General features: G+C 67.8%; 22 protein-coding genes. 1 reads left to right on the top strand and 21 read right to left on the bottom strand.

Annotated features, from left to right (window positions below; genetic code table 11):
• The 21 genes from H587_RS0104630 to H587_RS0104535 all read right to left on the bottom strand — a co-directional run bounded on the left by H587_RS0104630 (nucleotide 1) and on the right by H587_RS0104535 (nucleotide 23491).
• The gene (locus tag H587_RS0104630; protein WP_027175272.1) at nucleotides 1–882 is read right to left on the bottom strand and encodes a YicC/YloC family endoribonuclease; all 882 of its coding nucleotides are present in this window, start codon (nucleotides 880–882) and stop codon (nucleotides 1–3) included.
• Entirely contained in the window at nucleotides 867–1463 is a 597-nt protein-coding gene (locus H587_RS17285) for a DUF4416 family protein (RefSeq protein WP_034608550.1), read from the bottom strand. Before H587_RS17285 ends, H587_RS0104630 begins: the two co-directional genes overlap by 16 nt.
• A complete protein-coding gene (locus H587_RS0104620) occupies nucleotides 1460–2722 on the bottom strand; it encodes a MiaB/RimO family radical SAM methylthiotransferase (RefSeq protein ID WP_027175271.1) in 1263 nt (420 codons plus the stop codon). Before H587_RS0104620 ends, H587_RS17285 begins: the two co-directional genes overlap by 4 nt.
• 67 nt (nucleotides 2723–2789) lie before the next feature.
• Entirely contained in the window at nucleotides 2790–3800 is a 1011-nt protein-coding gene (gene mnmA / locus H587_RS0104615) for a tRNA 2-thiouridine(34) synthase MnmA (RefSeq protein ID WP_027175270.1), read from the bottom strand.
• 8 nt (nucleotides 3801–3808) lie between these two features.
• Nucleotides 3809–4768, bottom strand: coding sequence for an FAD:protein FMN transferase (locus H587_RS17280; protein ID WP_051202442.1), 960 nt, complete (start codon nucleotides 4766–4768; stop codon nucleotides 3809–3811).
• 10 nt (nucleotides 4769–4778) lie between these two features.
• Nucleotides 4779–5672, bottom strand: coding sequence for an RnfABCDGE type electron transport complex subunit B (rnfB, locus tag H587_RS17275; protein WP_051202441.1), 894 nt, complete (start codon nucleotides 5670–5672; stop codon nucleotides 4779–4781).
• Between the two features lie 13 nt (nucleotides 5673–5685).
• Complete coding sequence (locus tag H587_RS20960; RefSeq protein WP_084630394.1) at nucleotides 5686–6606, bottom strand: electron transport complex protein RnfA; 921 nt, start codon at nucleotides 6604–6606, stop codon at nucleotides 5686–5688.
• Entirely contained in the window at nucleotides 6603–7223 is a 621-nt protein-coding gene (rsxE, locus tag H587_RS0104595) for an electron transport complex subunit RsxE (protein WP_051202440.1), read from the bottom strand. The genes H587_RS20960 and rsxE overlap by 4 nt, the downstream gene beginning before the upstream one ends.
• Nucleotides 7224–7236: 13 nt before the next feature.
• A complete protein-coding gene (locus tag H587_RS17270; RefSeq protein ID WP_051202439.1) occupies nucleotides 7237–8121 on the bottom strand; it encodes an FMN-binding protein in 885 nt (294 codons plus the stop codon).
• A gap of 4 nt (nucleotides 8122–8125) precedes the next feature.
• Nucleotides 8126–9124, bottom strand: coding sequence for an RnfABCDGE type electron transport complex subunit D (locus tag H587_RS0104585; protein WP_027175267.1), 999 nt, complete (start codon nucleotides 9122–9124; stop codon nucleotides 8126–8128).
• Nucleotides 9121–10455 carry an electron transport complex subunit RsxC gene (gene rsxC, locus H587_RS0104580; protein ID WP_027175266.1) on the bottom strand — a complete coding sequence of 445 codons (1335 nt, stop codon included), beginning with the start codon at nucleotides 10453–10455 and terminating at the stop codon, nucleotides 9121–9123. The genes H587_RS0104585 and rsxC overlap by 4 nt, the downstream gene beginning before the upstream one ends.
• Before the next feature lie 419 nt (nucleotides 10456–10874).
• A complete protein-coding gene (gene gatA / locus H587_RS0104575; protein WP_027175265.1) occupies nucleotides 10875–12344 on the bottom strand; it encodes an Asp-tRNA(Asn)/Glu-tRNA(Gln) amidotransferase subunit GatA in 1470 nt (489 codons plus the stop codon).
• Between the two features lie 49 nt (nucleotides 12345–12393).
• Nucleotides 12394–12690, bottom strand: coding sequence for an Asp-tRNA(Asn)/Glu-tRNA(Gln) amidotransferase subunit GatC (gene gatC / locus H587_RS0104570; protein WP_027175264.1), 297 nt, complete (start codon nucleotides 12688–12690; stop codon nucleotides 12394–12396).
• 19 nt (nucleotides 12691–12709) lie between these two features.
• On the bottom strand, nucleotides 12710–14746 hold the full coding sequence (locus tag H587_RS17265; RefSeq protein ID WP_051202438.1) for a penicillin-binding protein activator: 2037 nt from the start codon (nucleotides 14744–14746) through the stop codon (nucleotides 12710–12712).
• A gap of 141 nt (nucleotides 14747–14887) precedes the next feature.
• Entirely contained in the window at nucleotides 14888–16807 is a 1920-nt protein-coding gene (dnaK, locus tag H587_RS0104560) for a molecular chaperone DnaK (RefSeq protein ID WP_027175263.1), read from the bottom strand.
• A gap of 109 nt (nucleotides 16808–16916) precedes the next feature.
• The gene (locus H587_RS0104555; protein ID WP_027175262.1) at nucleotides 16917–17480 is read right to left on the bottom strand and encodes a nucleotide exchange factor GrpE; all 564 of its coding nucleotides are present in this window, start codon (nucleotides 17478–17480) and stop codon (nucleotides 16917–16919) included.
• 113 nt (nucleotides 17481–17593) lie between these two features.
• Nucleotides 17594–18799: an aminopeptidase gene (locus H587_RS0104550; protein WP_027175261.1), complete on the bottom strand. Its 1206-nt coding sequence runs from the start codon at nucleotides 18797–18799 to the stop codon at nucleotides 17594–17596.
• Complete coding sequence (locus tag H587_RS20500; RefSeq protein WP_156904446.1) at nucleotides 18786–19526, bottom strand: hypothetical protein; 741 nt, start codon at nucleotides 19524–19526, stop codon at nucleotides 18786–18788. Before H587_RS20500 ends, H587_RS0104550 begins: the two co-directional genes overlap by 14 nt.
• 4 nt (nucleotides 19527–19530) lie before the next feature.
• Complete coding sequence (gene clpB, locus H587_RS0104545; protein ID WP_027175260.1) at nucleotides 19531–22128, bottom strand: ATP-dependent chaperone ClpB; 2598 nt, start codon at nucleotides 22126–22128, stop codon at nucleotides 19531–19533.
• A 52-nt stretch (nucleotides 22129–22180) separates the two neighbouring features.
• The gene (locus H587_RS0104540) at nucleotides 22181–22510 is read right to left on the bottom strand and encodes a chaperone modulator CbpM (RefSeq protein ID WP_051202437.1); all 330 of its coding nucleotides are present in this window, start codon (nucleotides 22508–22510) and stop codon (nucleotides 22181–22183) included.
• A 12-nt stretch (nucleotides 22511–22522) separates the two neighbouring features.
• The gene (locus H587_RS0104535; protein WP_027175258.1) at nucleotides 22523–23491 is read right to left on the bottom strand and encodes a DnaJ C-terminal domain-containing protein; all 969 of its coding nucleotides are present in this window, start codon (nucleotides 23489–23491) and stop codon (nucleotides 22523–22525) included.
• A 149-nt stretch (nucleotides 23492–23640) separates the two neighbouring features.
• Between H587_RS0104535 and H587_RS17260 the strand changes: the two genes are divergently transcribed.
• Complete coding sequence (locus H587_RS17260; RefSeq protein WP_051202436.1) at nucleotides 23641–24195, top strand: BON domain-containing protein; 555 nt, start codon at nucleotides 23641–23643, stop codon at nucleotides 24193–24195.

Raw genomic sequence — 24195 nt, 5'->3', positions numbered from 1 at the left:
CTACTCCAGATTCTGGACCTGCTCGCGGCAGCGCTCCAGCTCGGTCTTGAAGTCCACCACCAGACGGCTGACCTCCACGTCCTGGGCCTTGTTGCCGCAGGTGTTGATCTCGCGGAAGGCCTCCTGGATGAGGAAGTCCAGGCGCTTGCCCTCCTCGGCCGCGCCGGAAAGGGTCTGCTCCAGGCGGTCCAGGTGGGCGAACAGCCGGGTCAGCTCCTCGGAGACGTCCAGTCGATCCGTGAGCACGGCCACTTCCTGGAGCATACGGTCCTCGGAGTACTCGGCCCCCACCTGCGCCAGGGCCTCGCGCACGCGCTGGCAGAGCCCCGTGCGCTTCTCGTTGAGCACGCCGGGAATGCGCTGGGCGATGGCCTGGGCCAGTTCGCGGAGACGGGCCAGGCGGACGCGCAGATCCTCGGCCAGAACCGCGCCCTCGGACTGCCGCGAGGCGCGCCAGTCTTCCAGGGCCGCGCGCAGCCCCCGCTCCAGGCTGTCCAGGAGCGCCGGGGCCGGGCCGCTGGAATCGTCGCGCCAAAGCGAGGACATGGACAAAAGGCGATTATAGTCCGGCTCGAAGGCCTGCCCGCGCATGGCCGCCAGCTTGGCGACCTGGTCCAGCATGGCCGCCACCAGAGGCAGGTTCAGGCTCACGCCAAGGATGTCCGGGCTTTTCACCTCAAGATTCAGGGAGACGTCCACCCGGCCCCGGCTGCCGTAAGACCGCACGATCTTTTCCCAGGCCGTCTCCAGGCTGCGCAGGGCCGAGGGAATGCGCCATTTCACGTCCAGAAAGCGGCCGTTGACGCTCTTGACCTCGAAACCGTGCGCCCACTTCTCCTCGGCGCTCTCGGAACGGCCGAAGCCGGTCATGCTCGCGGGCATGTTTCCTTCCTTTCCTCGTTGGGGGCCTCGAGCCCCGGGTTGTCGCCGCGCAGGGCGAAAAGCTTGCGGCGGTAGTGTTCGCGCATCTCGCTCAAAAGCTCCAGCATGTCCGGGGCGGCGTAGTCCGGAAAGGTCCAGGGCAGGACCAGCCAGCCGCCGCCGGTGTACACCAGGGTCAGGTCGGCCCAGATGCCCCGGCCCAGGTAGACCCGGTGCGTGAAATTCTTGCCCGTGGCCAGAATGAGCCGCTCCTGGGTCAGGACGCCGGGGTCCAGGTTGAAACGCCTGCTCCCGTCAGGTCGAGCTTCCCGCCGCTCCAGCTCGTTGGTGAAGAGCTTGGCCTCGGGTAGGCCGTCCAGTGGGACCAGCCGCTCGAAGGCCAGCATCCGCCGCCTCAGGGGCGTGCCCAGTTCCCGATCGTAATAGTCCGTGTGTCCGAAATCCATGAACGCGGAAGCGAAGTCCGTCGGGCCGAAACGCGCCTCCAGTTCCGCCGAGAGTCGCGGCCAGCAGGCCTCCCATTCGGCGCAAAGCACGGAGAGCACGAGCAGTCCGGGCTCCGGGACGCGCGGCGCGCTCACGCCTCGGGCTCCGGACGGGCCAGGACACGGCCGCCTTCCAGGCCGACGGGCCGGGCCCGCACCAGGGCGCGCACGGCCGAGACGCCTTCCACCCGACAGGGCGCGTAGTGCTCGGACACGCCCTCGCCCTCGGCGTTCTCCACCAGAACGGACAGCGGTCCGCCTCCGGCCAGAACCTTGAGAAAGGCCCGCTTCCGGGCCGAGGTCACGGCCCGCAGGCTCGCGGCCCGGGCCTTCTTCTCCTCCTGGGGAACCTGGCCGTCCAGGTCCGCCGCCGGAGTGCCCGGCCTCGGAGAATACGGGAAAACATGGGCATAGGAAAGGGGCAGGGCCCGCGCCAGGGCCAGGGTATTGCCGAACTGCCCGGCCGTCTCGCCCGGGAAGCCCACCAGCAGGTCCGCGCCCAGACCGAAGACCGGCCAGACGGCCGCCAGCTCACGGCTGAACTCCAGGGCCTGTTCCGGCCGGTAGTGACCGCGCCCCATGCGCCGCAGCACCTCGGGGTCGCCGCTCTGCAACGAGAGATGCAGGTGCGGACAGACCAGCCGCGAAGCGCCCAGCACGTCCAGGGCCTTGGACCCGAGTTGCCCCGGCTCCAGGGAACTCAAACGCAGCCGGACGCGATCGGCCCAGCGCGGGGCCAGGGCGCGCTCCAGTCCGGCGAGCAGATCCCAGAAATCCGGGCGGCCGGGGAGGTCCGTGCCGTACTGGCGGAGGTTGATCCCGCCCAGGACGATCTCGCGGAATCCGGCCATCAGCAGACGTTCGGCCTCGGCCAAAACCGCGGCCGGGTCGCGGCTCACGCTCCGACCCCGGGCCAGGGGCACGACGCAGTAAGTGCAGCGGTGGGAGCAGCCGTCCTGAACCTTGAGCACGGGCCGCGCGCGGTCGTAACCCGAGATGGCGAAGGGCTGCCAGCCAGCCCGCGCGGGACCGGCATCCAGGAGTTCGGCCTTGCGCGACTGGGGCACGACCCGCTCCACTCCGGGCAGTCCGGCCAGTTCCTCTTCCAGGATCTGGGCCGCGCAGCCGGTGATGACGATGGCCGCGTCCGGGCTCTCGCGGTGCAGGCGGCGCACGAGCTGGCGCAGGTCGCTCACGGCGTTGGCCGTGACGGCGCAGGAATTGACCAGGATGCGCCCAGCCAAGGCCGGGTCATCGACCTGGACCCAGCCGCGCGCCTCCAGGGCTTCGGCCAGGGCGCGGGTTTCGTACTGGTTGATCTTGCAGCCCAGGGTGGCGGTGTGAAATGTCTTCATCACGGGCTGTCCTACACCGTGACCCGGAGAGGGACAAGGGCCGCGCGGGCCACGTGGCGGGGAGGGCTCAGCCCGCGATGACGCCTCCGGCCAGGACCGCGCCCTCCGGGGTATACAACGCGCCGATCTGCCCCGGCGTGGGTCGCCCCTGCGGCTCCAGGAAACGCAGACGCAGGCCGTCCCCGGTTTCCTCCCAGCGGCCGGGCCGGGCCTTCTGGCGGTAGCGCGTCTGGACCAGGACCACTTCCGGCCAATGCGTCGAAGGGACGAGGCGGTTCACCCCGCGCAGCAGGCAGCCTGGGGACTCCAAGGATGCGCGCGGCCCCACCACCAAGGCGTTGCGCTCCGGGTCCTTGTCCAGCACGTAGAGGGGCTCGGGCCAGCTCAGGCCCAGGCCCCGGCGCTGGCCCTGGGTATGCCGCCAGAGCCCCCGATGCCGTCCCAAAACGCGGCCGTCTTCCAGGAGCACCGGCCCGCCGTCCGGCAAGGGTTCGCCGCGCCCCTCCAGAAAGGCCCTATAGTCGTCACCGGGCACGAAACATATCTCCCGGCTCTCCCGGGGCACGGGGGCCGTCAAGCCGCGCCGGACCAGCTCCGCGCGCACCTCGTCCTTGGTCCACCCACCCAGGGGGAACACGGCCCGCTCCAGGCGCTCGGCGGGCACGAGGCTCAGGAAATAGCTCTGGTCCTTGCGCGCGTCGATGCCGCGCAGCAGCCGACCGCTCTCCAGGCGGACATAATGGCCGGTGGCCAGCCGCTCCGCTCCGCGCTCAATGGCGTGGTCGAAGAGGACGCCGAACTTGATGCCGGGGTTGCAGGCCGCGCAGGGGTTGGGCGTCTCGCCCGCGAGATAGGCCCGGACAAAGGGCCGCACCACCCGTTCCTCGAACTCGCGGCGCAGATCCAACTCCAGGTAGGGTACGCCCAGGGAGGCGCAGAGATCGGCCAGGGACGGCCCGGCCGCGTCCTGATCCTGGAAGCGGCCATGCACGGCCAGGACATCCTCGCCCCCTTCGCGCAGAAGCGCCAGACAGAGGAGGCTGTCCACGCCTCCGCTCACGGCCACGGCGATGGTCATGGAGCGGATCAGGCCAGGATGACCCGGCTGACGTGCGGCCGGATCACGTCCTCGCCCCAGGGGCCGAGCACGAGCAGGGCCGTGGCCAGGGAATCAGCCCGGGCCGCCGTATCCGCCAGGACCGTGGAGGAGTGGATGAGGTGCGGTGAAACGCCCGTCGCCGGGTCCACGATGTGGTGGAACAGACGTTCCTTGTCGAAATAGACCTCGTAGTCGCCCGAGGTGGCGCATGCCCCATCGGTCAGCTCCAGGCGGGCCAGGGGCGACTCGACATCCGCCGGGTTGCGCACCGCCACCATCCAGGGCAGGCCCTCGGCCTTGCCGCCGAAGGCGGCGATGTCGCCTCCGGCGTCGACCAGTCCGTGGCGCACGCCCCGCTCGCGCAAGGCCTCGGCCATGCGGTCCACGATGTAGCCCTTGGCCACGCCGTCCAGGGTCAGGGCCATGCCCGCGCGGTCCAAATGCACCGAACGTCCGTCCCAACGCACCCGCTCCAGACCGACCAGCCCCCGCAATTCTTCCAGACGGGAGGGATCGGGCCGTCGTCCCGCCTCGGCGGATTCCTCGATGTACGCGAGCACGGGCAGGACCGTGGGATCGAAGGCCCCCTTGGTGGCCCGGTGGGCGAAGACGGCCAGATCCAGCACCCGGGTCAAATCCTCCGGCGCGCCGTCCAGTCGACCGTGAGAGTTGAGCGCGGAGAGCGCGGATTCGGGCCGGAAACGCGTCAACCGGGCCTCCAGGCGATCCAGCACGGCCCAGGCGGCGCCCAGGGCCTCCTCGGCCCGGGACTGGGAGGGGTCCACCACGCTCAGGCTGACGTAGGTTCCCATGCCCAGGCGCGTTTCGCTGAGCATCCGTCCGGGACGGCCCAGAGGCACCACCCCGTCCAGCCAGGAAGCCACGCCGTATCCCGCGGCCAGCGCCGCGCCCGTTCCCAGAAATCGCAACACGTCCCTGCGCTTCATACGCTCGTCCTCATGCTTGTTCCCCATTCGCGGTCCCGGCCGCCCGCCGCCGCGCCTCGGGCTCCGGCCGCGCCGTGGGGGTCTCGTCCCCCAGGGGGCGGAGGATGCCACGCGGGCAGAATCCGGCGCAGGCGAGCCCGCAGGAAGGGCCATAGGCCACGCAGGCCTTGTGGTCCACGCTGATGCGTCCGCGATCCAGGCTCACCGCCTGGGCCGGGCACTTCTTCACGCACATGCCGCAGGAAATGCAGCCCGCCCCGCAGACGTCCCTGACCTCGCTGCCCTTGTCCCGCGAGGAGCAGAAGACCTGGACCCGGGAGTTGCGCGGCGTCAGTTCGAGAATGGACTTGGGGCAGACCCGCACGCAGTTGCCGCAGCCGGTGCAGAGTTCCGCGTCCACCCGCACGAGCCCGCTCTCCAGGCGCATGGCCCCGAAGGGGCAGGCCGCCAAGCAGTCGCCCAGGCCGATGCAGGCGAAGCGGCAGGCGTCCGGACCGCCCAGGGCCAGACTGGCGGCCTGGCAGGTGGAGACGCCCGAATACAGCAGTCGCCGGGCCACTTGGCCCTCGTCCTTGACGCAGCGCCGGAAGGCCACCACCGGCTCGGCCCCGCCCATGGCCTTGCCCGTGAGCCGGGCCACGGCGACGGCCACCGAGGGTCCGCCGGGACGGCAGAGGTCCGGCGGCACGTTCGGATCCTTGACCACGGCCTCGGCGTAGGCCTCGCAGCCGGGGTAGGAGCAGCCGCCGCAGTTGGCGCCCATGAGCGCCTCCTTGACCTCGGCGATGCGCGGGTCAACCTCGACCTTGCAGCGCACGGCCGCCAGGGCCAGGGCCACGCCCGCGACCAGCCCCAGGGCCCCGAAGACGGCCAATCCGGTCCAGGCCAGTTGGATCAGGTCCATGCCGCGTCCACTCCTAGAAACTCATGCCCGAGAAGCCCAGGAAGGCCAGGGCGAACAGTCCGGCCACCACGAAGGCGATGGGCAGGCCCCGGAACGGTTCCGGGATGTCCGCCAGCTCCAGCCTCTCGCGCACGCAGGCCATGAGGAACAGCGCCAGGGCGAAGCCCGCGCCCGAGCCCAGGGCCAGCGCCAGGCTCTCCCAGAGGTCGTAGGCGTTGTCCACCAGGATCAGGGGCACCGCCAGGATGATGCAGTTGGTGGTGATGAGCACCAGGTACACGCCGAGCTTCTTGAACAGGAACGGGTTCACCTTGCGCAGCACGGTGTCCAGGAGCTGCACGAAGATGGCGATGATCCCCACGAAGGTGAGCACCTGGAGGAACTGGAGGTGCAGGGGCTTGAGCACGAAATTGTACATGGCCCAGACGAAGACCGCCGAGAGCGTCATCACCAGGATGAACGAGAAGCCCATGCCCACGGCCGTCTCCTTGCGGCCCGAGGCCCCGAAGAAGATGCACAGGCCGAGATAGCGGCTGAAGACGAAGTTCTGGATCAGCGCCGCGCTGATGAGGATGGAGAAGAGCACGGCCAGCACGCCCTTGCGCACCTGGAAGCTCTCCGCCGCGCCGTCCGGGCCGGCGCACAGGGTCACGGCGTAGGCCCCCTGGCTCGAGACCGGCTCGGCCAGGGTCAGGACCAGCTCGCGGCCGTCCGGGGAGAGGGCCGCGGTCGTGACGGTCAGGGGCACGTCCGGGTTCTCCCGTTCCACCACGCCCACGCGGCCGCGCCAGTCCACGGCGGCGTCCAGCGGCGCGGCCAGGGCCAGGGTCAGTTCGTGCTCGCCCGTGATCTCGCCCGCGACGATGTTCCCGGCCTGGGCCGGAGCGGCCCAAAGCAGGACCAGCAGGAGCAGGAACGTCGCCCGGGCGGTCATCGCTTGGCCCTCCAGGCGTTGAAGCGGCGCTCCAGCCAGATGAACAGGGCCATGATCAGGCCGATGGCGAAGAATCCGGCGGGCGGCAGGGACCAGAAGAAGAACGGCTTGAAGGGCAGGATCTCCACGCCCCAGAGCGTACCCGCGCCGAGGAACTCGCGCAGGCAGCCCACGAGCATGAGCGCGAACATGAAGCCCAGGCCCATGCCCATGCCGTCCCAGAAGGAGGGCCAAACCGTGTTGCGCGAGGCGAAGACCTCCAGCCGGGAGATGATGATCGCGAAGACCACGATGAGCTTCACGTAGAGCGCGATCTCCTTGTAGAAACCCGGGGCGTAGGCCGCCAGGGTCATGTCGCTCACGCTGACCCAGGTGGCGATGATGATGATGTAGGCCGGAATGCGGATGCGCTCGTGAATGAAGCGCCGGAACACCGAGACCGTGACGTTGGAGGCCACCTGCACGAAGAGCACGGCCAGCCCGAGGAGGAAGCCGTTGCGCACGGTGTTGGTCATGGCCACGGCCGGGCACATGGAGAGCGCCAGCTTGAAGATGGGGTTTTCCTTGATCAGGCCGTTGGACAGCCGTTCCAGGACCGTGTGCTCGTGTGCGTCCATGTCCCCTCCCAGCCTAGAAGGCCGGCTCCAGGCCCGCCGCGCGCGCCGTGTTCTCCACGGTCTCCATGCGCTTGACGAAGGCCAGCACGAGCCGCTTCACGCCCTCGGTGACGCGGCGGCTGGAGATGGTCGCCCCGGTGATGGCGTGGATGTCCTCGTGGCCGTAGGGTGCGCACAACGCTCTCCCCTGCTCCGGGGTGATGCCCCGGGCGGCCCAGCGAGAGCGCTCCAGTCCCCGGCGGTAGTCCTCGGGCAGGGGCAGCCGGACCACGCCCAGCGTACGCAATTCGTCCAGGGTCCGGCCCGCGAACTGGTTGCGGAAGTATTCCTGCTCGATCTCCGCGCCCAGGCCGGGATCCTCCTCGTGACGCAGAATTTCCAGGCCCTTGACGCTCCCGTCCGGGCCCAGGGCCACCAGCAGATGCACCCAGGTCTTGAAGCCGCCGGTGCGGCCCTGGATGAACGAGGCCATGCGATGCCCAGAGGCGTCCAGGGCCAGGATGTAGGAATCGGCGTAGTGCGCAGCCGCGCCGGGCAGAGCCCGGGCCAGGGTGGCGTCGCGCTCGGCCTCGTCGTCCACCGGGCCGTCGAGCGGCGTGGCCGAAAGCACCTCGCCGTCGGGCGTGAGCAAAAGAAAGGCGTTGCCGCCGCCACGCACGGGCAACACGTAGCCCACGGCCGCCGCCTGCCCCGGCCGCTCCATGAGATAGCGGTGGATGCGGGCGTAGTGCGCCGGACCGGCCGTGGGGTCCAGGTAGCGGCCCATGGAGGCCTCCAGCCGGGCCTGTTCATTGCGCTTGCGGATGTTCTCCGTGCGGGTGAAGACCAGCCCCAGCAGCGCGGCCGAAACCAGGCTGATGACCAAAAGGTTCAGGGCGATCCGCAGAAATTCTTTCACGGCCTCATTCCTTGGGCAGCGGCGGGGCGAAACGCCGGGGCCGGACCCATTCCTCAAGCACGGGGCTCAGACAGTTCATGAGCAAAATGGCGTAGCACACGCCCTCGGGGTAGCCCCCCTTGAGCCGGATGAGCATGGTCAGCGCCCCTGCCCCGGCACCGTACAGGAGCTTGGCCGCCGGCCTGGAGGGCGAGGTCACGTAGTCCGTCGCCATGAAGAAAGCCCCCAGGATCAGGCCGCCGGAAAGCACGTGGACCAAAGGATCGCCGCTGAACACGCCCTCCGGGCCGAAGATCCAGGCCAGAAGCGCGACGCAGGCGATCATCGACAACGGAATGTGCCAGGAGATGATCCGCTTGCGGAGCAGGTACAGCCCGCCCAGGAGCAGAAGCACGGGGCTCGTCTCGCCCACGCAGCCGGGCCGGAAGCCCAGGAGCGCGGCCCAGAGGCCCTTCTCCCCGCCGAACTGGGCGGCGTAGGCCGCAGCGCCGGAATGCTTGAGCAGATAGAGCGGCGTGGCCGAGCTCAGGGCGTCGGGCCGGGCCAGGAAGGACGGCAGCTCGGGCATGATCCAGGCCGTGGTCATGGCCACCGGGAAACCCACGGTGAGAAAGGCCCGGGCGATGAGCGCCGGATTGAAGAAGTTGAAGCCCAGACCGCCGAAAAGCTGCTTGCCGATGCAGATGGCGAAGAGCGAGCCCCAGAACGGCAGGGTCAGGGACACGCCCGGGGGCAGGACATAGACCAGGAGCAGGCCGGTGAGCGCCGCGCTGCCGTCGGAAATCCGCACGGGCTTGCCCAGGAGCCGCTGCATGAGCGCCTCGGAAAGCACGGCCGTGCCCACGCCCACCGCCGCCAAGGCCAGGACGCGCGGGCCGAAGGTGAAGACCGAGAGCAGCAGCTGGGGCAGGAGCACGGCGAACACGGTCCACATGATCCCGCTCACCGTGGCCTCGTCCCGCAGATGCGGCGAGATGGAGACGCGCCAGAGCCGTTCGCTCATTTTCCGGCCCCGCTCTTGAGCCGCGCCTTGCCCGCGCGGATGAACTGGACCAGTGGCCGCTTGGCCGGACAGACGTAGGAGCAGGAGCCGCACTCGAAGCACTCCCAGAGCCCGAAACGCGGCATGCCGTCGTACTTGCGGCGTTCGGCGTAGATGGACATCTCGTTGGGCATGAGGCCCATGGGGCAGGCGTCCAGGCAGCGGCCGCAACGGATGCAGGGACCATGCTCGAACTCCGGGCTCTCCTCGGTCGTGAGGAAGAGCACGCCCGAGGTGGTCTTGGTCACGGGATAGTCCAGCCCGGCCACGGCGAAGCCCATCATAGGCCCGCCGAGCACGCACTTCACGGCCTCCTCGCGCAGCCCGCCCAGGTGCGCGGCCAGGTCGGCCAGGGTCACGCCCACGCGGCAGACGAGGTTGGCCTGGCGCGCCACGCCCCGGCCCGAAACCGTGACCACCCGTTCGTAGCAGCTTCGGCCCAGGGCCACGGCCTCGTATACGGCGTTGGCCGTGGCCACGTTCTGGACCACGCAGCCCACGTGCGCGGGCAAGCCACCGGCGGGAACCCGACGGCCCGTGAGAGCCTCGATGAGCTGTTTCTCGGAGCCCTGGGGATACTTCACATCCAGGGCCGCCACGGTCACGCGCTTTCCCTCTCCGGCTGCGGCCACTGCCGCGCGCAGGGCTTCGACGGCGTCGGGCTTGTTGTTCTCGATGCCGATGAAGGCCCGCTCGGCGCCGAGCGTCTTGAGCAGGATGCGCAGCCCCTGGACGATGTCCGCCGGGCGTTCGAGCATGAGCCGGTGGTCGGCGGTGAGGTAGCTCTCGCACTCCACGCCGTTGAGGATGCAGGTGTCGATCGTGAGGTTCGCCGGAGGACAGAGCTTGACGTGGGTGGGGAAGCCCGCGCCGCCCATGCCCACCACCCCGGCGTCGCGGATGCGCGCCAGGATGTCGCAAGCCTGAAGGCTTTCCCACTCCAGAGGGGTGACGGCCGCGTCCGGGGCCTCGGGGTCGCGCTCGATGACCACGGCGGGCACCGGGCCCAGGATGGGGTGCGGCGCGCGGCCCACGGAGACCACCGTACCCGTCACCGGGCTGTGCACCTCCGCGCCGAGGAACTTGTCCACCCCGCCGATACGCAGGCCCTCGCGCACGGCGTCGCCCTTCTTGACCAGGGGCACGGCCGGGGCGCCGAAGTGCTGGGCCATGGAAACCACGTAGCGGGATTGAGGCGGCATGACCTCCAGGGGCAGGCCGGCGGTGAGCGCCTTGCGGCCGGGGGGATGGACTCCCCCGAGGGTGAACGTGAACGGTTCGGCGTTGCGCATCCTTCCTGTCCGGAGAACGGTCCGCCCGGCAACCAAGTACTGTCGGGGCAATATCAAATCGTCAACTTCAAGTGATAGGCAATGCCGTTCGGGAACGCAAGCGGAAATCCCTTTTCCACCGGCTGCTCCACGGCCGAAGCCCCCTTGGGCAGACCCCGTCCCGGGCATTGGAAACATCCCCCAGACCATCTTCCTGGAGCTGTTGCCCATGCTCGGCATGGAGCGGGGCTACCGGGACATCCTGGCGTCCAAACGCGGCCGATTGGCCGCGCTCTGGAGCGGACGGCAGAACGTCGCCCAGGAAATCCCACGCACGCGGAGTCTGGACGCGACACGAAAAAAGGGGCCCCGCGCGGCATCAGCGCACAAGGGCCCGCTCCAACGCCGCCACGCGGGCGACGCATTTTTTCAACAGTGTGCTAAGCCAATCCGGCAGGCCGCGGCAGTTTGGGCAGGGCCCGCTCCAGCACGTCGGCGGCGGACAGCAACACGTCCTCGGAAAAGGGCTTGGCCATGAGTTGGAGACCGACGGGCATCCCCGAGTCGCGGCCGAGGCCGCAGGGCAGGCTCAGCCCCGGAATGCCCGCCAGGTTGGCCGAGATGGTGAAGATGTCCATGAGGTACATCTGCAGCGGATCGTTGGTCATCTGACCCACGCGGAAGGCCGTGGTCGGACAGACCGGCCCGGCGATGAGGTCGCAAGTCTGGAAGGCCGTGTCGAAGTCGCGGCGCAGCAGGGCGCGCACCTGGGCGGCCTTGCGGTAGTAAGCGTCGTAGTAGCCAGCCGAAAGCACATAGGTGCCCAGGATGATGCGCCGCTGCACCTCGTCGCCGAAGCCCTGGGTGCGAGAACGGGTGTACATCTCGATCAGATCCTGGGCCTGCTTGTCGCGGTGGCCGTAACGCACGCCGTCGAAGCGGGCCAGGTTCGAGGAGGCCTCGGCCGTGGCGATGACGTAGTACACGGCCACGGCGTACTCCGAGAGCCTGAGCGGCACCGGAACGGTGCGCGCGCCCAGGGCCTCGGCCTGGGACACGGCCGCGCGGCAGCACTCGGCCACCTCGGGGTCCACGCCTTCGCCCCAATACTCCTCGGGCAGGCCGATGGTCAGCCCCTTGAGGTCGCTCCGGGCCGACAGAGCGGCCAGGTAATCGGGCACGGGCTCGTCAACGCTGGTGGAATCGCGGGTGTCGTGCCCGGCCATGACCTGGAGCAGCCGCGCGGCGTCCTCCACCGTGCGGGTCATGGGCCCGATCTGGTCCAGGGACGAACCGTAGGCGATGAGCCCATAGCGCGAGACGCGGCCGTAGGTGGGTTTGAGCCCGACGATGCCGCAGAACGAGGCGGGCTGGCGGATGGAGCCGCCGGTGTCCGTGCCCAGGGCCCCGAAGCCCTGGCAGGCGGCCACCGCCGCGGCCGAGCCGCCGCTGGACCCGCCGGGCACCCGCTCCGCATCCCAGGGGTTGCGGGTGGGCTGAAAGGCCGAGTTCTCGGTGCTGGAGCCCATGGCGAACTCGTCCATGTTGGACTTGCCCAGGATCACGGCCCCGGCCGCCTTGAGCCGGGCCACGGCCGTGGCGTCGTAGAACGGGACGAAGTTTTCCAGGATGCGCGACCCGGCCGTGGCGGGCAGGCCCTTGGCGGTCAGGCAGTCCTTGACGATCAGGGGCACGCCCCAAAGCGGCCGCTCGGGGTCAGGCCCGGCCGCGTCCAAGGTCCGGGCCTCGGCCAGCGCGGTTTCGGCGGACACGTGCAGCAGGGCCTGAATCGTGGGCTCAGTGGCCTCGATGCGCTCCAGGCAGGCTTTGGTCGCCTCCTCGGCGGACACCCGGCGCTCGGCCAGCAGGCCCCGGATTTCGGAAAGCGTCTTCAAATGCAGGTCAGACATGGTTTTCCCGTTCTCTTCAATAGACTAAATAGTTGCTCATGCAACAGGATCAATGTCCAGCGGAGACAATGCGCGGTACGATGAAGAAGGCCCCGTCGGTTTCCGGCGCGTTGGCCAACACCTGCTCCCGACCGCACTCCCGGCGAACCTCGTCGGGACGCAGGAGCGTCGTCTTCGAACCCGGGCCGTACATGGGCTCCACGCCTTCGGTGTCCAGACGGTTGAGCTGGTCGATGTAGTCCAGGATGTCGCCCACCTGTCCGGCGAACAGCTCCACCTTGTCCTCGCTCAGCTCCAGCCTGGCCAGACGGGCCACGCGAAACACTTCCTCTCGGCTGATCTTCATCACTTCTCCTTGATGCGACTCAGTCGCGGTCCAATTCCCCGGGCGTCGTCAGCTGGGGCGCGGCGGGGACGGCCGCCGGGGCCGACGCCTTGCCCTGCCGCTGGGTGTTGGCGGCCTTGATGAACAGTTCGCGCCGGGACAGGGCCTTGGCGATGCTCTCGTGCATGCGGGCGGGGTCGGCCGCCACCTTGCCGTCCTTGGCGGGCTGGAAGAGGTGCAGGGCCTCGCTGGCCGCGCCGTCGGGGGTCCAGCTCATGGGCGCGAGGCTGAAGTCGAAGCCTTCCATGCGGGCCAAGCGGCCGTTGACCTCGGCCGGGGAGATCGAATCCAGGCCGCCCATGCGGGCCGCGAAACGCACGAAGTCGTAGCCCAGGGCCACCCAGAAGTCGGCCGCGCCCAAGCCCTGCTCGTCCAGGGCGGACTGAAGCGCCCGGGCCGCCGGACTCTCCTGGTCCCAGGCCCCGGAGCAGGCCGTGAGCCGGTAATACTGCTCCTCCAGGTCGCGGGACTCGTCCAGGGCACGGCTCCACATCTCCGGTCCCAGGAAGACGAGATAGCCGGACTCATGAAAGAAGAAGTTGGGGATGAGCACTTGGGCCTGGGCCCAGCCATCGGGCAGGAACACTGCCCCGAAATCGGCCTTGGGCGCGGTCCCGCCGGACTTGAACGGAACATGCAGCAGCCGGGCCACGCTCTTGCCCCACTCCGGGTGATCGCCCGGCGGGTAGGTTTCCGTCACCGAGACGTGCCCGCCCCGGGCCGCGACCTCCTCGGCGAAGAGATCGCGCATATGGCGGCCGAACTTCTCTTCCGGGGCCAGCACGGCCACGTTGCGGATGCCCAGGTCGTCCACGGCGAGCTTGGCCGCGGCCCGGGCCTGGTCGCGGGCGCTGGGGAAGAAGCGCCAGGCCTGCGCGCCCTCGCGGACGTCGCCCAGGCTCGGCAGGAAGGTGAAGAAGGCGCGCTTGGCCAAGAGCCCGGCGGGCTCCATCTCCTTGACCGCCTCCATGCGCAACGGGCCGCCCACCAGGGAGAAATGCGGCGGCAGCTCGTTCAGGCGGGCGGGCCAGCCCGGAACCTCGGTATTGATCACCCGGACCTCGGTTTCCTGGCCCGCGTTGGCCAGAGCCCACTGGGCCAGGGACGCGCCCCGGGCGATCTTCTGCCCCACGTCCGCGAAACGGCCGGACAGGGGCAGGGCCAGGGCCACGCCGGTGCGCGGCACGCCCCGCTTCTTCTCCAGCTCACGCAGATCGCGGGCGAGAACGTCCTTGGACTCCAGCTGCGAGGCTGCCAACACCGCGCGCATGGTCCGCCAGCTCTCGGCCCAGTCGTCCTTGCCCTTGGCTTCCCGGCGGGCCCTCTCGAAATCCGTCAGGGCATAGGGAAAGGCCGAACGGGCCTCGGACGGCGCGGCCTCGGCCAGACGCTTCAGATCCTTGTCCCCGAGCGCCCCCAGGCGGACCAGGAAATCCTTCTCCAGCGCCGCCCGGGAGGGGCCGTCCGGGGCGAGGCGGTAGGCGTCGGCCAAGGCCTGCAGGGCCTGAACCGGATGCCCGTCCGCGTAAAAGGCGTCGAAGAAGGCCAGGGCGGCCTTTTGGCGCGTCTCCCAGGGCACGTTCTTGCGCCCGGCCAGCCAGGCGCGTTGTTCCTCCAAGGCGGCCGCCTTGCCCAGGGCTGCCAGGGAGCGGATGTTCAGGTCGGTCCAGCGCCAGTCGTCCACGGCCTTCTTGTCGGCCTTGGCCCAGAGGTCCAGGGCGGCCAGGGACTGGTTGTAGTGGCGCGACTCGAAGGCGCTCTCGGCCAGGCGGCGGGCCGCCAGGGGCCGGTCGCGGCCGGACAGGTCGGCGCGTTCGAGCAGGCGGCCGTAATACAACTCGCCCCGGGCCCAGTCGCGCTGGTCATAGGCCTTGGCGGCCTCCTGCATGAGCTGCGGGGTGGTCATGAGATTCACGGATTCGGCGCTGGGGGCCCAGGCGATGCGCTGGGCGCAGCCGAAGAGCAGCGCGGCGCAGAGCGTCAGGGCGACGGCGAAGGCGGTGCGGCGGAAGATCATGAAGACTCGTCTCCAGAGGGCGGCGGTTTGCGCGCGGCCGTTCCCGGCATGGGGCGAAAAAAACCCGGCCCGCGTCGATCGCGGGCCGGGTCAGGCTATACCGGTTGGCCGTGCATGGCAAGCGCTCCGGGCGCGGCCGGGCTACTTCACCTCGGTGTAGTCGGCGTCGACCACGTCGTCGTCATCCTTGCGGCCCTGGGCCTGCTGCTCCCCGGCGCCGGGCTGCTGGGCCTGCTGGCCTCCCGCGCCCTGGGCCTGGGTTTTCTGGGCGTAGAGCTGTTCGGCCAGCTTGTGCGAAGCGCTGGACAGGGCGTCGGTGGCCCGCTTGATGGCCTCCACGTCGTCCCCGCCGAGAACCTTCTTCAGTTCCTCGACCCGGTTCTCGATGTCGCCCTTGAGCACGGGGTCCACGCCCGAGCCGATGTCGCGCAGGGTCTTCTCCGTGGTGTAGATCAGGTTGTCGGCCTGATTGCGGGCCTCGATGACCTGCTGCTTCTTGCGGTCGTCCTCGGCGTGGGCCTCGGCGTCCTTGACCATGCGGTCGATGTCCGAGTCGGACAGGCCGCTGGAGGCCGTGATGCGGATGGACTGCTCCTTGCCGGTGCCCAGATCCTTGGCCGAGACGTTCACGATGCCGTTGGCGTCGATGTCGAAGGTGACTTCCACCTGGGGCACGCCGCGCGGGGCCGGGGGCAGGCCGGTGAGCTCGAAGCGGCCCAGGGTCATGTTGTCGCCCGCCATGGGCCGTTCGCCCTGGAGCACGTGGATCGACACCGAAGGCTGGTTGTCGGCGGCCGTGGTGAAGACCTGGCTCTTGCGGGTCGGGATGGTCGTGTTGCGGTCGATGAGCCGGGTGAACACGCCGCCCATGGTCTCGATGCCCAGCGACAGCGGGGTCACGTCGAGCAGGAGCACGTCCTTGACGTCACCGGCCAGGATGCCGCCCTGGATGGCCGCGCCCATGGCCACGACCTCGTCCGGGTTCACGGAGCGGTTGGGCTCCTTGCCGAAGAACTCCTTCACCTTCTGCTGCACCAGGGGCATGCGGGTCATGCCGCCGACCAGGACCACCTCGTCGATTTCCTTGGACGACAGCCCGGCGTCCTTGAGGGCCTTGCGGCAGGGCTCCGCCGTGCGGTCCACCAGGTCCTCCACCAGCTTCTCCAGCTTGGCCCGGGTGAGCTTGATCATGAGGTGTTTGGGGCCGTTCTGGTCCGCGGTGATGAAGGGCAGGTTGATCTCCGTCTCCATGGAGCTGGAGAGTTCCTTCTTGGCCTTCTCGGCGGCCTCCTTGAGGCGCTGGAGGGCCATGCGGTCCTTGGAAAGGTCGATGCCGTTCTCGCGCTGGAACTCCTCCACCAGATACTGGATCACGCGGTGGTCGAAGTCCTCGCCGCCGAGGAAGGTGTCGCCGTTGGTGGCCCGGACTTCCACGACGTTGTCGCCGACCTCCAGGATGGAAATGTCGAACGTGCCGCCGCCCAGGTCGAAGACCGCGATCTTCTCGTTGCGCTTCTTGTCGAAGCCGTAGGCCAGGGAGGCCGCCGTGGGCTCGTTGATGATGCGCTTGACCTCCAGGCCCGCGATCTTGCCCGCGTCCTTGGTGGCCTGGCGCTGGGAGTCGTTGAAGTAGGCGGGCACGGTGATGACCGCCTCGGTCACGGGCTCGCCCAGGTAGGTTTCGGCGTCCTGCTTCAGCTTCTGCAGGATCATGGCCGAGACCTCCGGCGGGCTGTATTTCTTGCCCGCGATCTCAACCCAGGCGTCGCCGCCCTTGCCGTCCACGATGCGATAGGGACAATGGCCCTTCCACTTGTCCACCTCGGGGGCGGCGAAGGCGCGGCCCATGAGGCGTTTGATGGCGAAAACGGTCTTGTCCGGGTTGGTCACGGCCTGGCGCTTGGCCAGCTCGCCCACCAGCCGTTCCTTGTCGGTGAAGGCGACGATGGAGGGGGTGGTCCGCCCGCCTTCGGGGTTGGTGATGCACTTCGGGTCCTTGCCCTCCATGACGTAGACGCAGGAGTTGGTGGTCCCGAGGTCGATCCCGATGATCTTGCCCATTATCTCGTCCTCCTCAGTTGGAAGAATTCGTTTCGTCTGTTCGGCGGGAACCCGCCGTCCCGTTTGGGATAAGTCCTGTTGTCCGATTGTAAAGGAGCCGGTTCCGCATTTATTGCGGCTTGTTCACCAGAACCTTGGCCGGCCGCAGGAGCCGGTCCTTGAGCAGATAGCCCTTCTGGGCCACCTGGGTCACGAAGCCGTCGGGCAGATTGGGGTCCTGCACCGCGCCGAGGGCTTCGTGGCGGTTGGGGTCGAAGAGCACCCCGGTCTCGTCCACGGGAGTCAGGCCGTGGTTCTTGAGGATGTCCAGGAAGACCTTGCGGGTCATCTCCACGCCCAGCACGAAGTCCTTGCAGCCCTCGCCCGGGGCGTGGTTCAGGGCCAGGTCCAGGTTGTCCAGCACGGGCAGCAGATCGGCCAGCACGGACTGGCAGGCGAACCGCCGCAACTCCTCGGTCTCGCGCGAAAGCCGCTTGCGCGTGTTGTCGGCCTCGGCCAGGGAGCGCAAACGCACGTCCTCGGCCTGTTTCATGACCTCGCAGCCGGGACAGACGTGGCTCTTGCAGAGCGCGGCCAGCTCCTCCTCGCTCAGAGTCAGCTCAGGGCCCTCGCCCGGAGCCGTGTCACCATTGGTCACGGGAATCTCCCGATCCTTGCTTTCCTCAACGGACATGCGTCACCTCGCGTCAAAAAATCGCGGCGGAAGACCGCCGCGCCCATGAGGTAAGCACCGCTCAAGGGTTGTCAACGGGCAGCGGCCGGACGGACGGTTTTTTTCCGTACGATTCAGCGGAGAAAGCGGCCGTTCTCGTAGATCACGCGCGCGGCCCCGCCGGGCAGGGCGGCGGTCACGACCTTGGACTCGGTGTTCACCAGATCCCAGTGCAGGGCCGAGACGTTGAAGCCGAATTCGGCCTCCATCTCCGGCGTGAGGATCTCCAGCGGGCCGGAATAGCTGGAGAGCGGCGCGGAGCCCAGGGCGATGTGGCAGTTGCCCCGCTCCCCGCCCAGGTTCTCGTCCAGCAGGGTGTGGGCCATGAACCGCGTCACGCGCGAGAAGCGGCTGTCGGTGAGCGAGAACTCGCCCAGACGACGGGCTCCGGCGTCGGCGTAGAGCCGCTGCTGGAGGAACTGCCCTCCCCTGGCGGCCTCGGCGCGCACGGCGATGCCGTTCTGGAACTCCAGGCGTGCGCCGAGCACGAGGTGGCCCATGTGCAGGGAGGGCTGGTCGGCATAGAAGACCCCGCGCGCCGAGCGGCCGTCCGGGGCGATGTACAGCTCCCCGCCCGGGATGTTGGCCCCGTTCACGCCCACGAAGCGGCGGTGCGGCCCGGGCTCCACGGTCAGGTCGCAGGAGGCGGACTCCAGGCGGTAGGACGTGGCCTTCAGCCCGTCCAGCCAGCGGCCGGTGTCCTCCACCTCCTCGCGCAGGCGCTTCCACTCGCGCACCGGGTCGGCCATGTTCAGATAGCAGGCCCGGGCCAGGAGCCGGGCGTATTCCTCCAGGTCCACCCCGGCCGCGTCGGCCAGGGCCTGGGTGGGATGGAGGCAGGTGGTCCAGCCCAGGAGCCCGGCCCGGCGGCGACGCTCCAGGATCTGTCCCGCGTGCAGACGGCCCTGGCGCATCTGGTCCACCACCCTGGGGTCCACGTGGGCCAGGTGGGCGGGATCGGCCGGGGCCAGGATGTTCAGCACGCCGGCGGTCTTCTGGAACAGCTCCACCTCGCCCGGCCGCTCGAAGGTGAGCTGGCCGAAGCTGCCGCTCTCGCAAAGGCAGGCCTCCATGCCCGGGGTCGGCCGGGAGAGGCAGAGCGGATGGAGATGGGCGTCGATGAGCCGGGCGTAGACCGCCTCGGCCAGGTCAACGGCGGGCACGTCGTAGCGCACGAGCACGAGGTCGCCGTTCTTGAACGGCATCGCCCGCGACGTGCCCAACGCCCAGAACAGAACGTCGGCGTAGGATTCGAGGTCTTCCTTGCTAATTAGGCTCACGGATTTTTATTCTACCTAAGTTTGCCTGCGCTATTTTACTTGCGGCTCTGCCGTCTCTACTCCCAATCAATTGTTTTGAAACAATTCTAATCGGCTCATTTGCAGTTATTTGTGCATACCTCAACGATTCAGGCGCCTTGCGTTTATCGACTTTTACAAAGGCACAATATCCAGGTAAAAATACCTTATAAAAATTTACACCATCTTGTTTAGTCAAATAAGGTGTGAACATTGCATAATCAACATCAGAAAGTTTATAAATTATTACAGAAAAATCATCTTTTTGTGCAGGATCATTAGTAAAAATCATCTTTCGCGCTATTTCTTCAAATGGACCTAATGAAACACCTTTAAAGTGATGCTGGCTTGACACAGAGGCTCGCCATAGCACTGAAATAAAGAACATTTTTGTTTTTATGTAATCAATATCATTTGTTTTATACCCAACAACTTCACCACCAAAAAATATTGGATCAATATTGAATAGCTCATCTACGAATATTTTTTTCGCATAATCATCGTAAACTCCAATTATATTATTATCACAATAACTACACAATATTGTATCGTCATATAATCCAGAATAACATTTTTTTGGATATTCCCCATCTACATCTGTCAAAACTAACGTGCCGAATTGAGAATCAGATACTCTAGCATAAAATGAGCGTGGAATTATGTGCGCTTTTACAAGCTTTCTCACCTGGCCACAAAGCTTACAAACCATAATCTCACCTAAAGATTAGCTTGTCCTTGTCCACATCCACGGTCACGTTTCGGCCGTCCTCCAGCCTGCCGGAGATGAGCTCCTTGGCCAGGGGCGTTTCCAGGCGCGACTGGAGGTAGCGGTGCAGCGGCCGCGCGCCGAAGACCGGATCGTAGGCCGACTGGGCGATGAAGGCCTTGGCCCGGTCCGTGAGGTCGAGGCCGATCTTGCGGTCCTCCAGGCGGGAACGCAGCCCGGCCAGCAGGAGGTCCACGATCTTCATGAGCTGCTCCTGCAGGAGCGGCTTGAAGAGCACGGTCTCGTCCACCCGGTTCAGGAACTCGGGCCGGAAGTTGGTGCGCAGGGTGTTCATCACCGCGTCCTCGGTGCCCGGCTTGAAGCTCCCGTCCGGCTCGATGCCGTCCAGGAGGTACTGGGCTCCCAGGTTGGAGGTCATGATGATGATCGTGTTCTTGAAGTCCACGGTCCGGCCGTGGCTGTCCGTGAGCCGCCCGTCGTCCAGGATCTGCAACAGGGCGTTGAAGACGTCCGGGTGGGCCTTCTCGATCTCGTCGAAGAGCACCACGGCGTAGGGCTTGCGGCGCACGGCCTCGGTGAGCTGGCCGCCCTCGTCATAGCCGATGTAGCCCGGAGGCGCGCCGATGAGCCGGGCCACGGTGTGCTTCTCCATGTACTCCGACATGTCCAGGCGGATCATGTTCTCCTCGGAGTCGAACAGGGCCTCGGCCAGGGCCTTGGACAGCTCGGTCTTGCCCACGCCCGTGGGGCCCAGGAAGATGAACGAGCCGATGGGCCGCTTGGGATTCTTGAGCCCCGCGCGGGCGCGCAGCACGGCGTCGGCCACGGCGGTGACGGCCGCGTCCTGGCCCACCACCCGGGCGTGCAGGATATCCTCCAGCCGGAGCAGCTTCTCGCGCTCGCCCTCCAGGAGCCGGGCCACGGGGATGCCGGTCCAGCGGGAGATGACCGAAGCCACGTCGTCCGGGCCCACCTCCTCCTTGACCAACCGGGGCTTGCCGTCCTCGGAGAGCGAGGCCTCGGAGTCGGCCAACTGCTTCTCAAGGGCGTGCAGCTTGGAATAGCGCAGTTCGGCGGCCTTGTTGTAGTCGAGCTGCCGCTCGGCCTCCTCCACCTCGTGGCGGGTGCGCTCGATGTCCTCCTTGAGGCGGCGCAGGCTCTCGATGGAACTCTTCTCGCGCTCCCACTGCCCCTGCAACTCGGCCTGCCCGGCCTTGACCTCCTCCAGCTCCTCTTCGAGCTTCTTCAGCCTTTCCTTGCTGGCCTTGTCGGTCTCGCGCTTGAGGGCCTCGCGCTCGATCTCCAGTTGCAGGGCCGTGCGGTTGGCCTTGTCCAGTTCGTAGGGCTGGGAGTCGATCTCGGTGCGGATGAGGGCCGCAGCCTCGTCAATGAGGTCGATGGCCTTGTCCGGGAGCTGGCGGTCGGAGATGTAGCGGGCCGAGAGCACGGCGGCCTCGACCACGGCCGCGTCGCTGATGCGCACGCCGTGGTGCACCTCGAAGCGCTCGCGCAGGCCGCGCAGGATGGAGATGGTGTCCTCCACGCTCGGCTCGTCGACCATCACCGGCTGGAAGCGGCGTTCCAGCGCCGGGTCCTTCTCGATGTACTTGCGGTACTCGTCCGTGGTGGTCGCGCCGATGCAGTGCAGTTCGCCCCGGGCCAGCATGGGCTTGAGCAGGTTGCCCGCGTCCATGGCGCCCTCGGCCTTGCCCGCGCCCACGATGGTGTGCAGCTCGTCGATGAAGAGCAGGATGCGGCCCTCGGACTGCTGGACTTCCTTGAGCACGGCCTTGAGCCTTTCCTCGAACTCGCCCCGGTACTTGGCCCCGGCGATGAGCGCGCCCATGTCCAGGGCGAAGACGATCTTGTCCTTCAACCCCTCGGGCACGTCCTGCTTGACGATGCGCTGGGCCAGGCCCTCCACGATGGCGGTCTTGCCCACGCCCGCCTCGCCGATGAGCACGGGATTGTTCTTGGTCCGGCGCGAGAGGATGCGGATGGTCCGGCGGATTTCGGCGTCCCGGCCGATGACCGGGTCGAGCTTGCCCGCCTTGGCCTCGGCCACCAGGTCGCGGCCGTACTTCTTGAGCGCGTCGTAGGTGGCCTCCGGGTTGTCCGAGGTCACGCGCTGCTTGCCGCGCACCTCGGTGAGCACGCCGAGAACCTTGTCGCGGTTCAGATTGAACTGGCGGTTCACCCGGCCCACGCCGCTGGACGGCGATTCGTCCAGCAGGGCCAAGAACAGGTGCTCCACGCTCACGAACTCGTCCTGCATCCGCTTGGCCGCGTCCTCGGCGCGCACGATCAGGCTCGACAGGCGCGGCGTCACGAAGACCTGGCCGGGCTGGGCTCCGGGCCCACTCACGCTGGGCAGCCTGCGGACCTCGGCCTCCACGGCCTGGGCATAGGCCCCGGGCTCGATGCCGCACTTCTTGAGGATCTCGGGCACCAGCCCGCCCTCCTGGGCCACCAGGGCCGCCAGCAGATGCTCGGCGTCGATCTGCTGCTGCCCGAAGCGGACGGCCAAGCTCTGGGCCTCGCTGAGGGCCTGTTGGGATTTCTGGGTCAGCTTGTTGGGGTCCATGCGGAACCTCCTTGCAGTCTCGTATGATGATCTCGGCGTACCGGGCGCGCGGCTAGAGCAGCCGCCGCAGCTCGGCCACCTCCTTTTCCAGTTCCTCGATGCGGGCCAGCAGATCCACGATGATGCTCGCCCCGGCCACGGAGATGCCCAGATCGTTGCTCAGACGCAGCAGCTTCTGGATGCGGTAGACGTCGCGCATGCGGAAGAGGTAGCCCTCGGCCCCGGTGCGCACCGGCTCCACCCAGCCCATCTCCACCAGCTCGCCCATGCAGGCGGGCGCGATCCCGGTCAGCTCCACGAGCTGGGCCCAGGCCACCTGCTCCGACGGCTCGGGCAGGGTGCAGCCCACGGTCACGAGCGTTTCCTGAACACGTTTGGTCATGCCCACGTCCTCCTAGTCCCTGGGCCGGAAGGAGGACTTCCGGGCCAGCTCCTCCCAGAGCCGCCGCTCCTCGTCGGAGAGGCGGTCCGGGGTCTGGATCATGATCCGCACCAACTGGTCGCCGCGGCTGTCGCCGCAGCCCAGGCCCTTGCCGCGCAGGCGCAGCTTCTTGCCGCTGCCGATGCCGGCGGGAATCTTCATCTCCACGCCCCCGTCCAGGGTGGGCACGCGCACGGTCGCGCCCAGCGCGGCCTCCCAGGGCGTGAGCTTCAGGTCGTAGACCAGGTCCTCGTCCTTGACCTTGTACAGCGGATGCGGGGCGAGCCTGATCTTGAGGTAGAGATCACCCGCCGGGCCGCCCGCGCTGCCCGGGTTGCCCTGCCCGGCCAAGCGGATGCGCTGGCCGTCCTTGACTCCGGCGGGCACCGTGACGCTGAGCGTCTTGGTGCTCATCCGGGGCAGGCCGTCGGGCCCGGGCACGTGCTCCGAGAGCGTGATGGACTGGGGCCCGCCTCGGAAGGCGTCCTCCAGGGAAATCTCATAGGCGGCCTCGGCGTCCTGGCCGCGCCGGGGACGCTGGCGAAACTCCCGGCCGCCGAACTCCTGCCCCCCGAAACCCTGGCCGCCGAATCCCCGGCCTCCGAAGATGGTCTCGAAGAAGTCGCTGAAGCCCGAGCCCCCGCCGAACTCCTGGCCGCCGAAGTTGAAGCGCATGTTCTCGTAGCCCGGAGGCGGCTGGAAGCCCTGTCCCTGCTGCCAGTTGGGCCCCAGGGTGTCGTAGAGCTTGCGTTTCTCGGGGTCCTTGAGCACCTCGTACGCCTCGTTGGCCTCCTTGAACTTGCCCTCGGCCTTGGGGTCGCCCGGGTTGAGGTCCGGGTGGTACTTGCGGGCCAGCTTCTTGAAGGCCTTGGAGACCTCCTCTTGGGAGGCGGTCTTGGAGACTCCGAGAATCTTATAATAGTCCTTGTATTCGACGGACATCGTCTTGCCACACTCCTTGATCGGGACCGTCGGCGCGGTCCGCCTCGATGCTACAAGGTAACGTGAAAGAAGGAGAAGTCAAGAAGCCGACGCCCGACTTCACAGCGGCCTTCCGGTTGCGTAGGATCGCCTCAGTCAAGGAGGTCTCCATGCCCGCCCTCTCCCGCCCGGCGACCCTCTGCGCCGTCCTGGCCCTGCTCTTCTGCGCCTCCGGCTTCGTGCCCCAGAAGACGAAGGAACCGACAACCGCCGGGCGCGGCTTGGCCACCCTCAGCGGAGACCAACGCATCGCCAACACCATCAAGGCCAAGCTCCTGGACAAGGACAAGCAAAAAGGACTGGCCGTGAAGGTTTCCTGCTTCGACGGCCGGGTCTACCTCGTGGGGCGGCTGGACGACGCGGCCTTCCAGAATTTCGCGGTGACCACGGCGCGCGCGGCGGACGGCGTCCTCTCGGTGGAAATCTACTTCCTGCCCGAAACCGGCGACGCCTCCGCCGATCCCGAGGTGGCCGACCGGGTGCGGGCCGTCCTGGCGGCGGACAAGGCCATCTCCGCCGGACGGCTGGAGGTCGAGGTGGTCAACGGCGTGGCCGTGCTCCTGGGAACCGTGCCGGACCAGGCCGCGGCCGAGCGGGTCAGGGAGGCGGCGACAGCCGTTCCGGGCGTGGAGCGGGTCCAGTCCTTCCTGATTCCGGGGCGCTGA

This window comes from Desulfovibrio aminophilus DSM 12254, assembly GCF_000422565.1.
GTDB lineage: Bacteria > Desulfobacterota > Desulfovibrionia > Desulfovibrionales > Desulfovibrionaceae > Aminidesulfovibrio > Aminidesulfovibrio aminophilus.
Note: the sequence above shows the minus strand (reverse complement) of the source record. Positions and strands in the feature narration are given on the sequence as shown.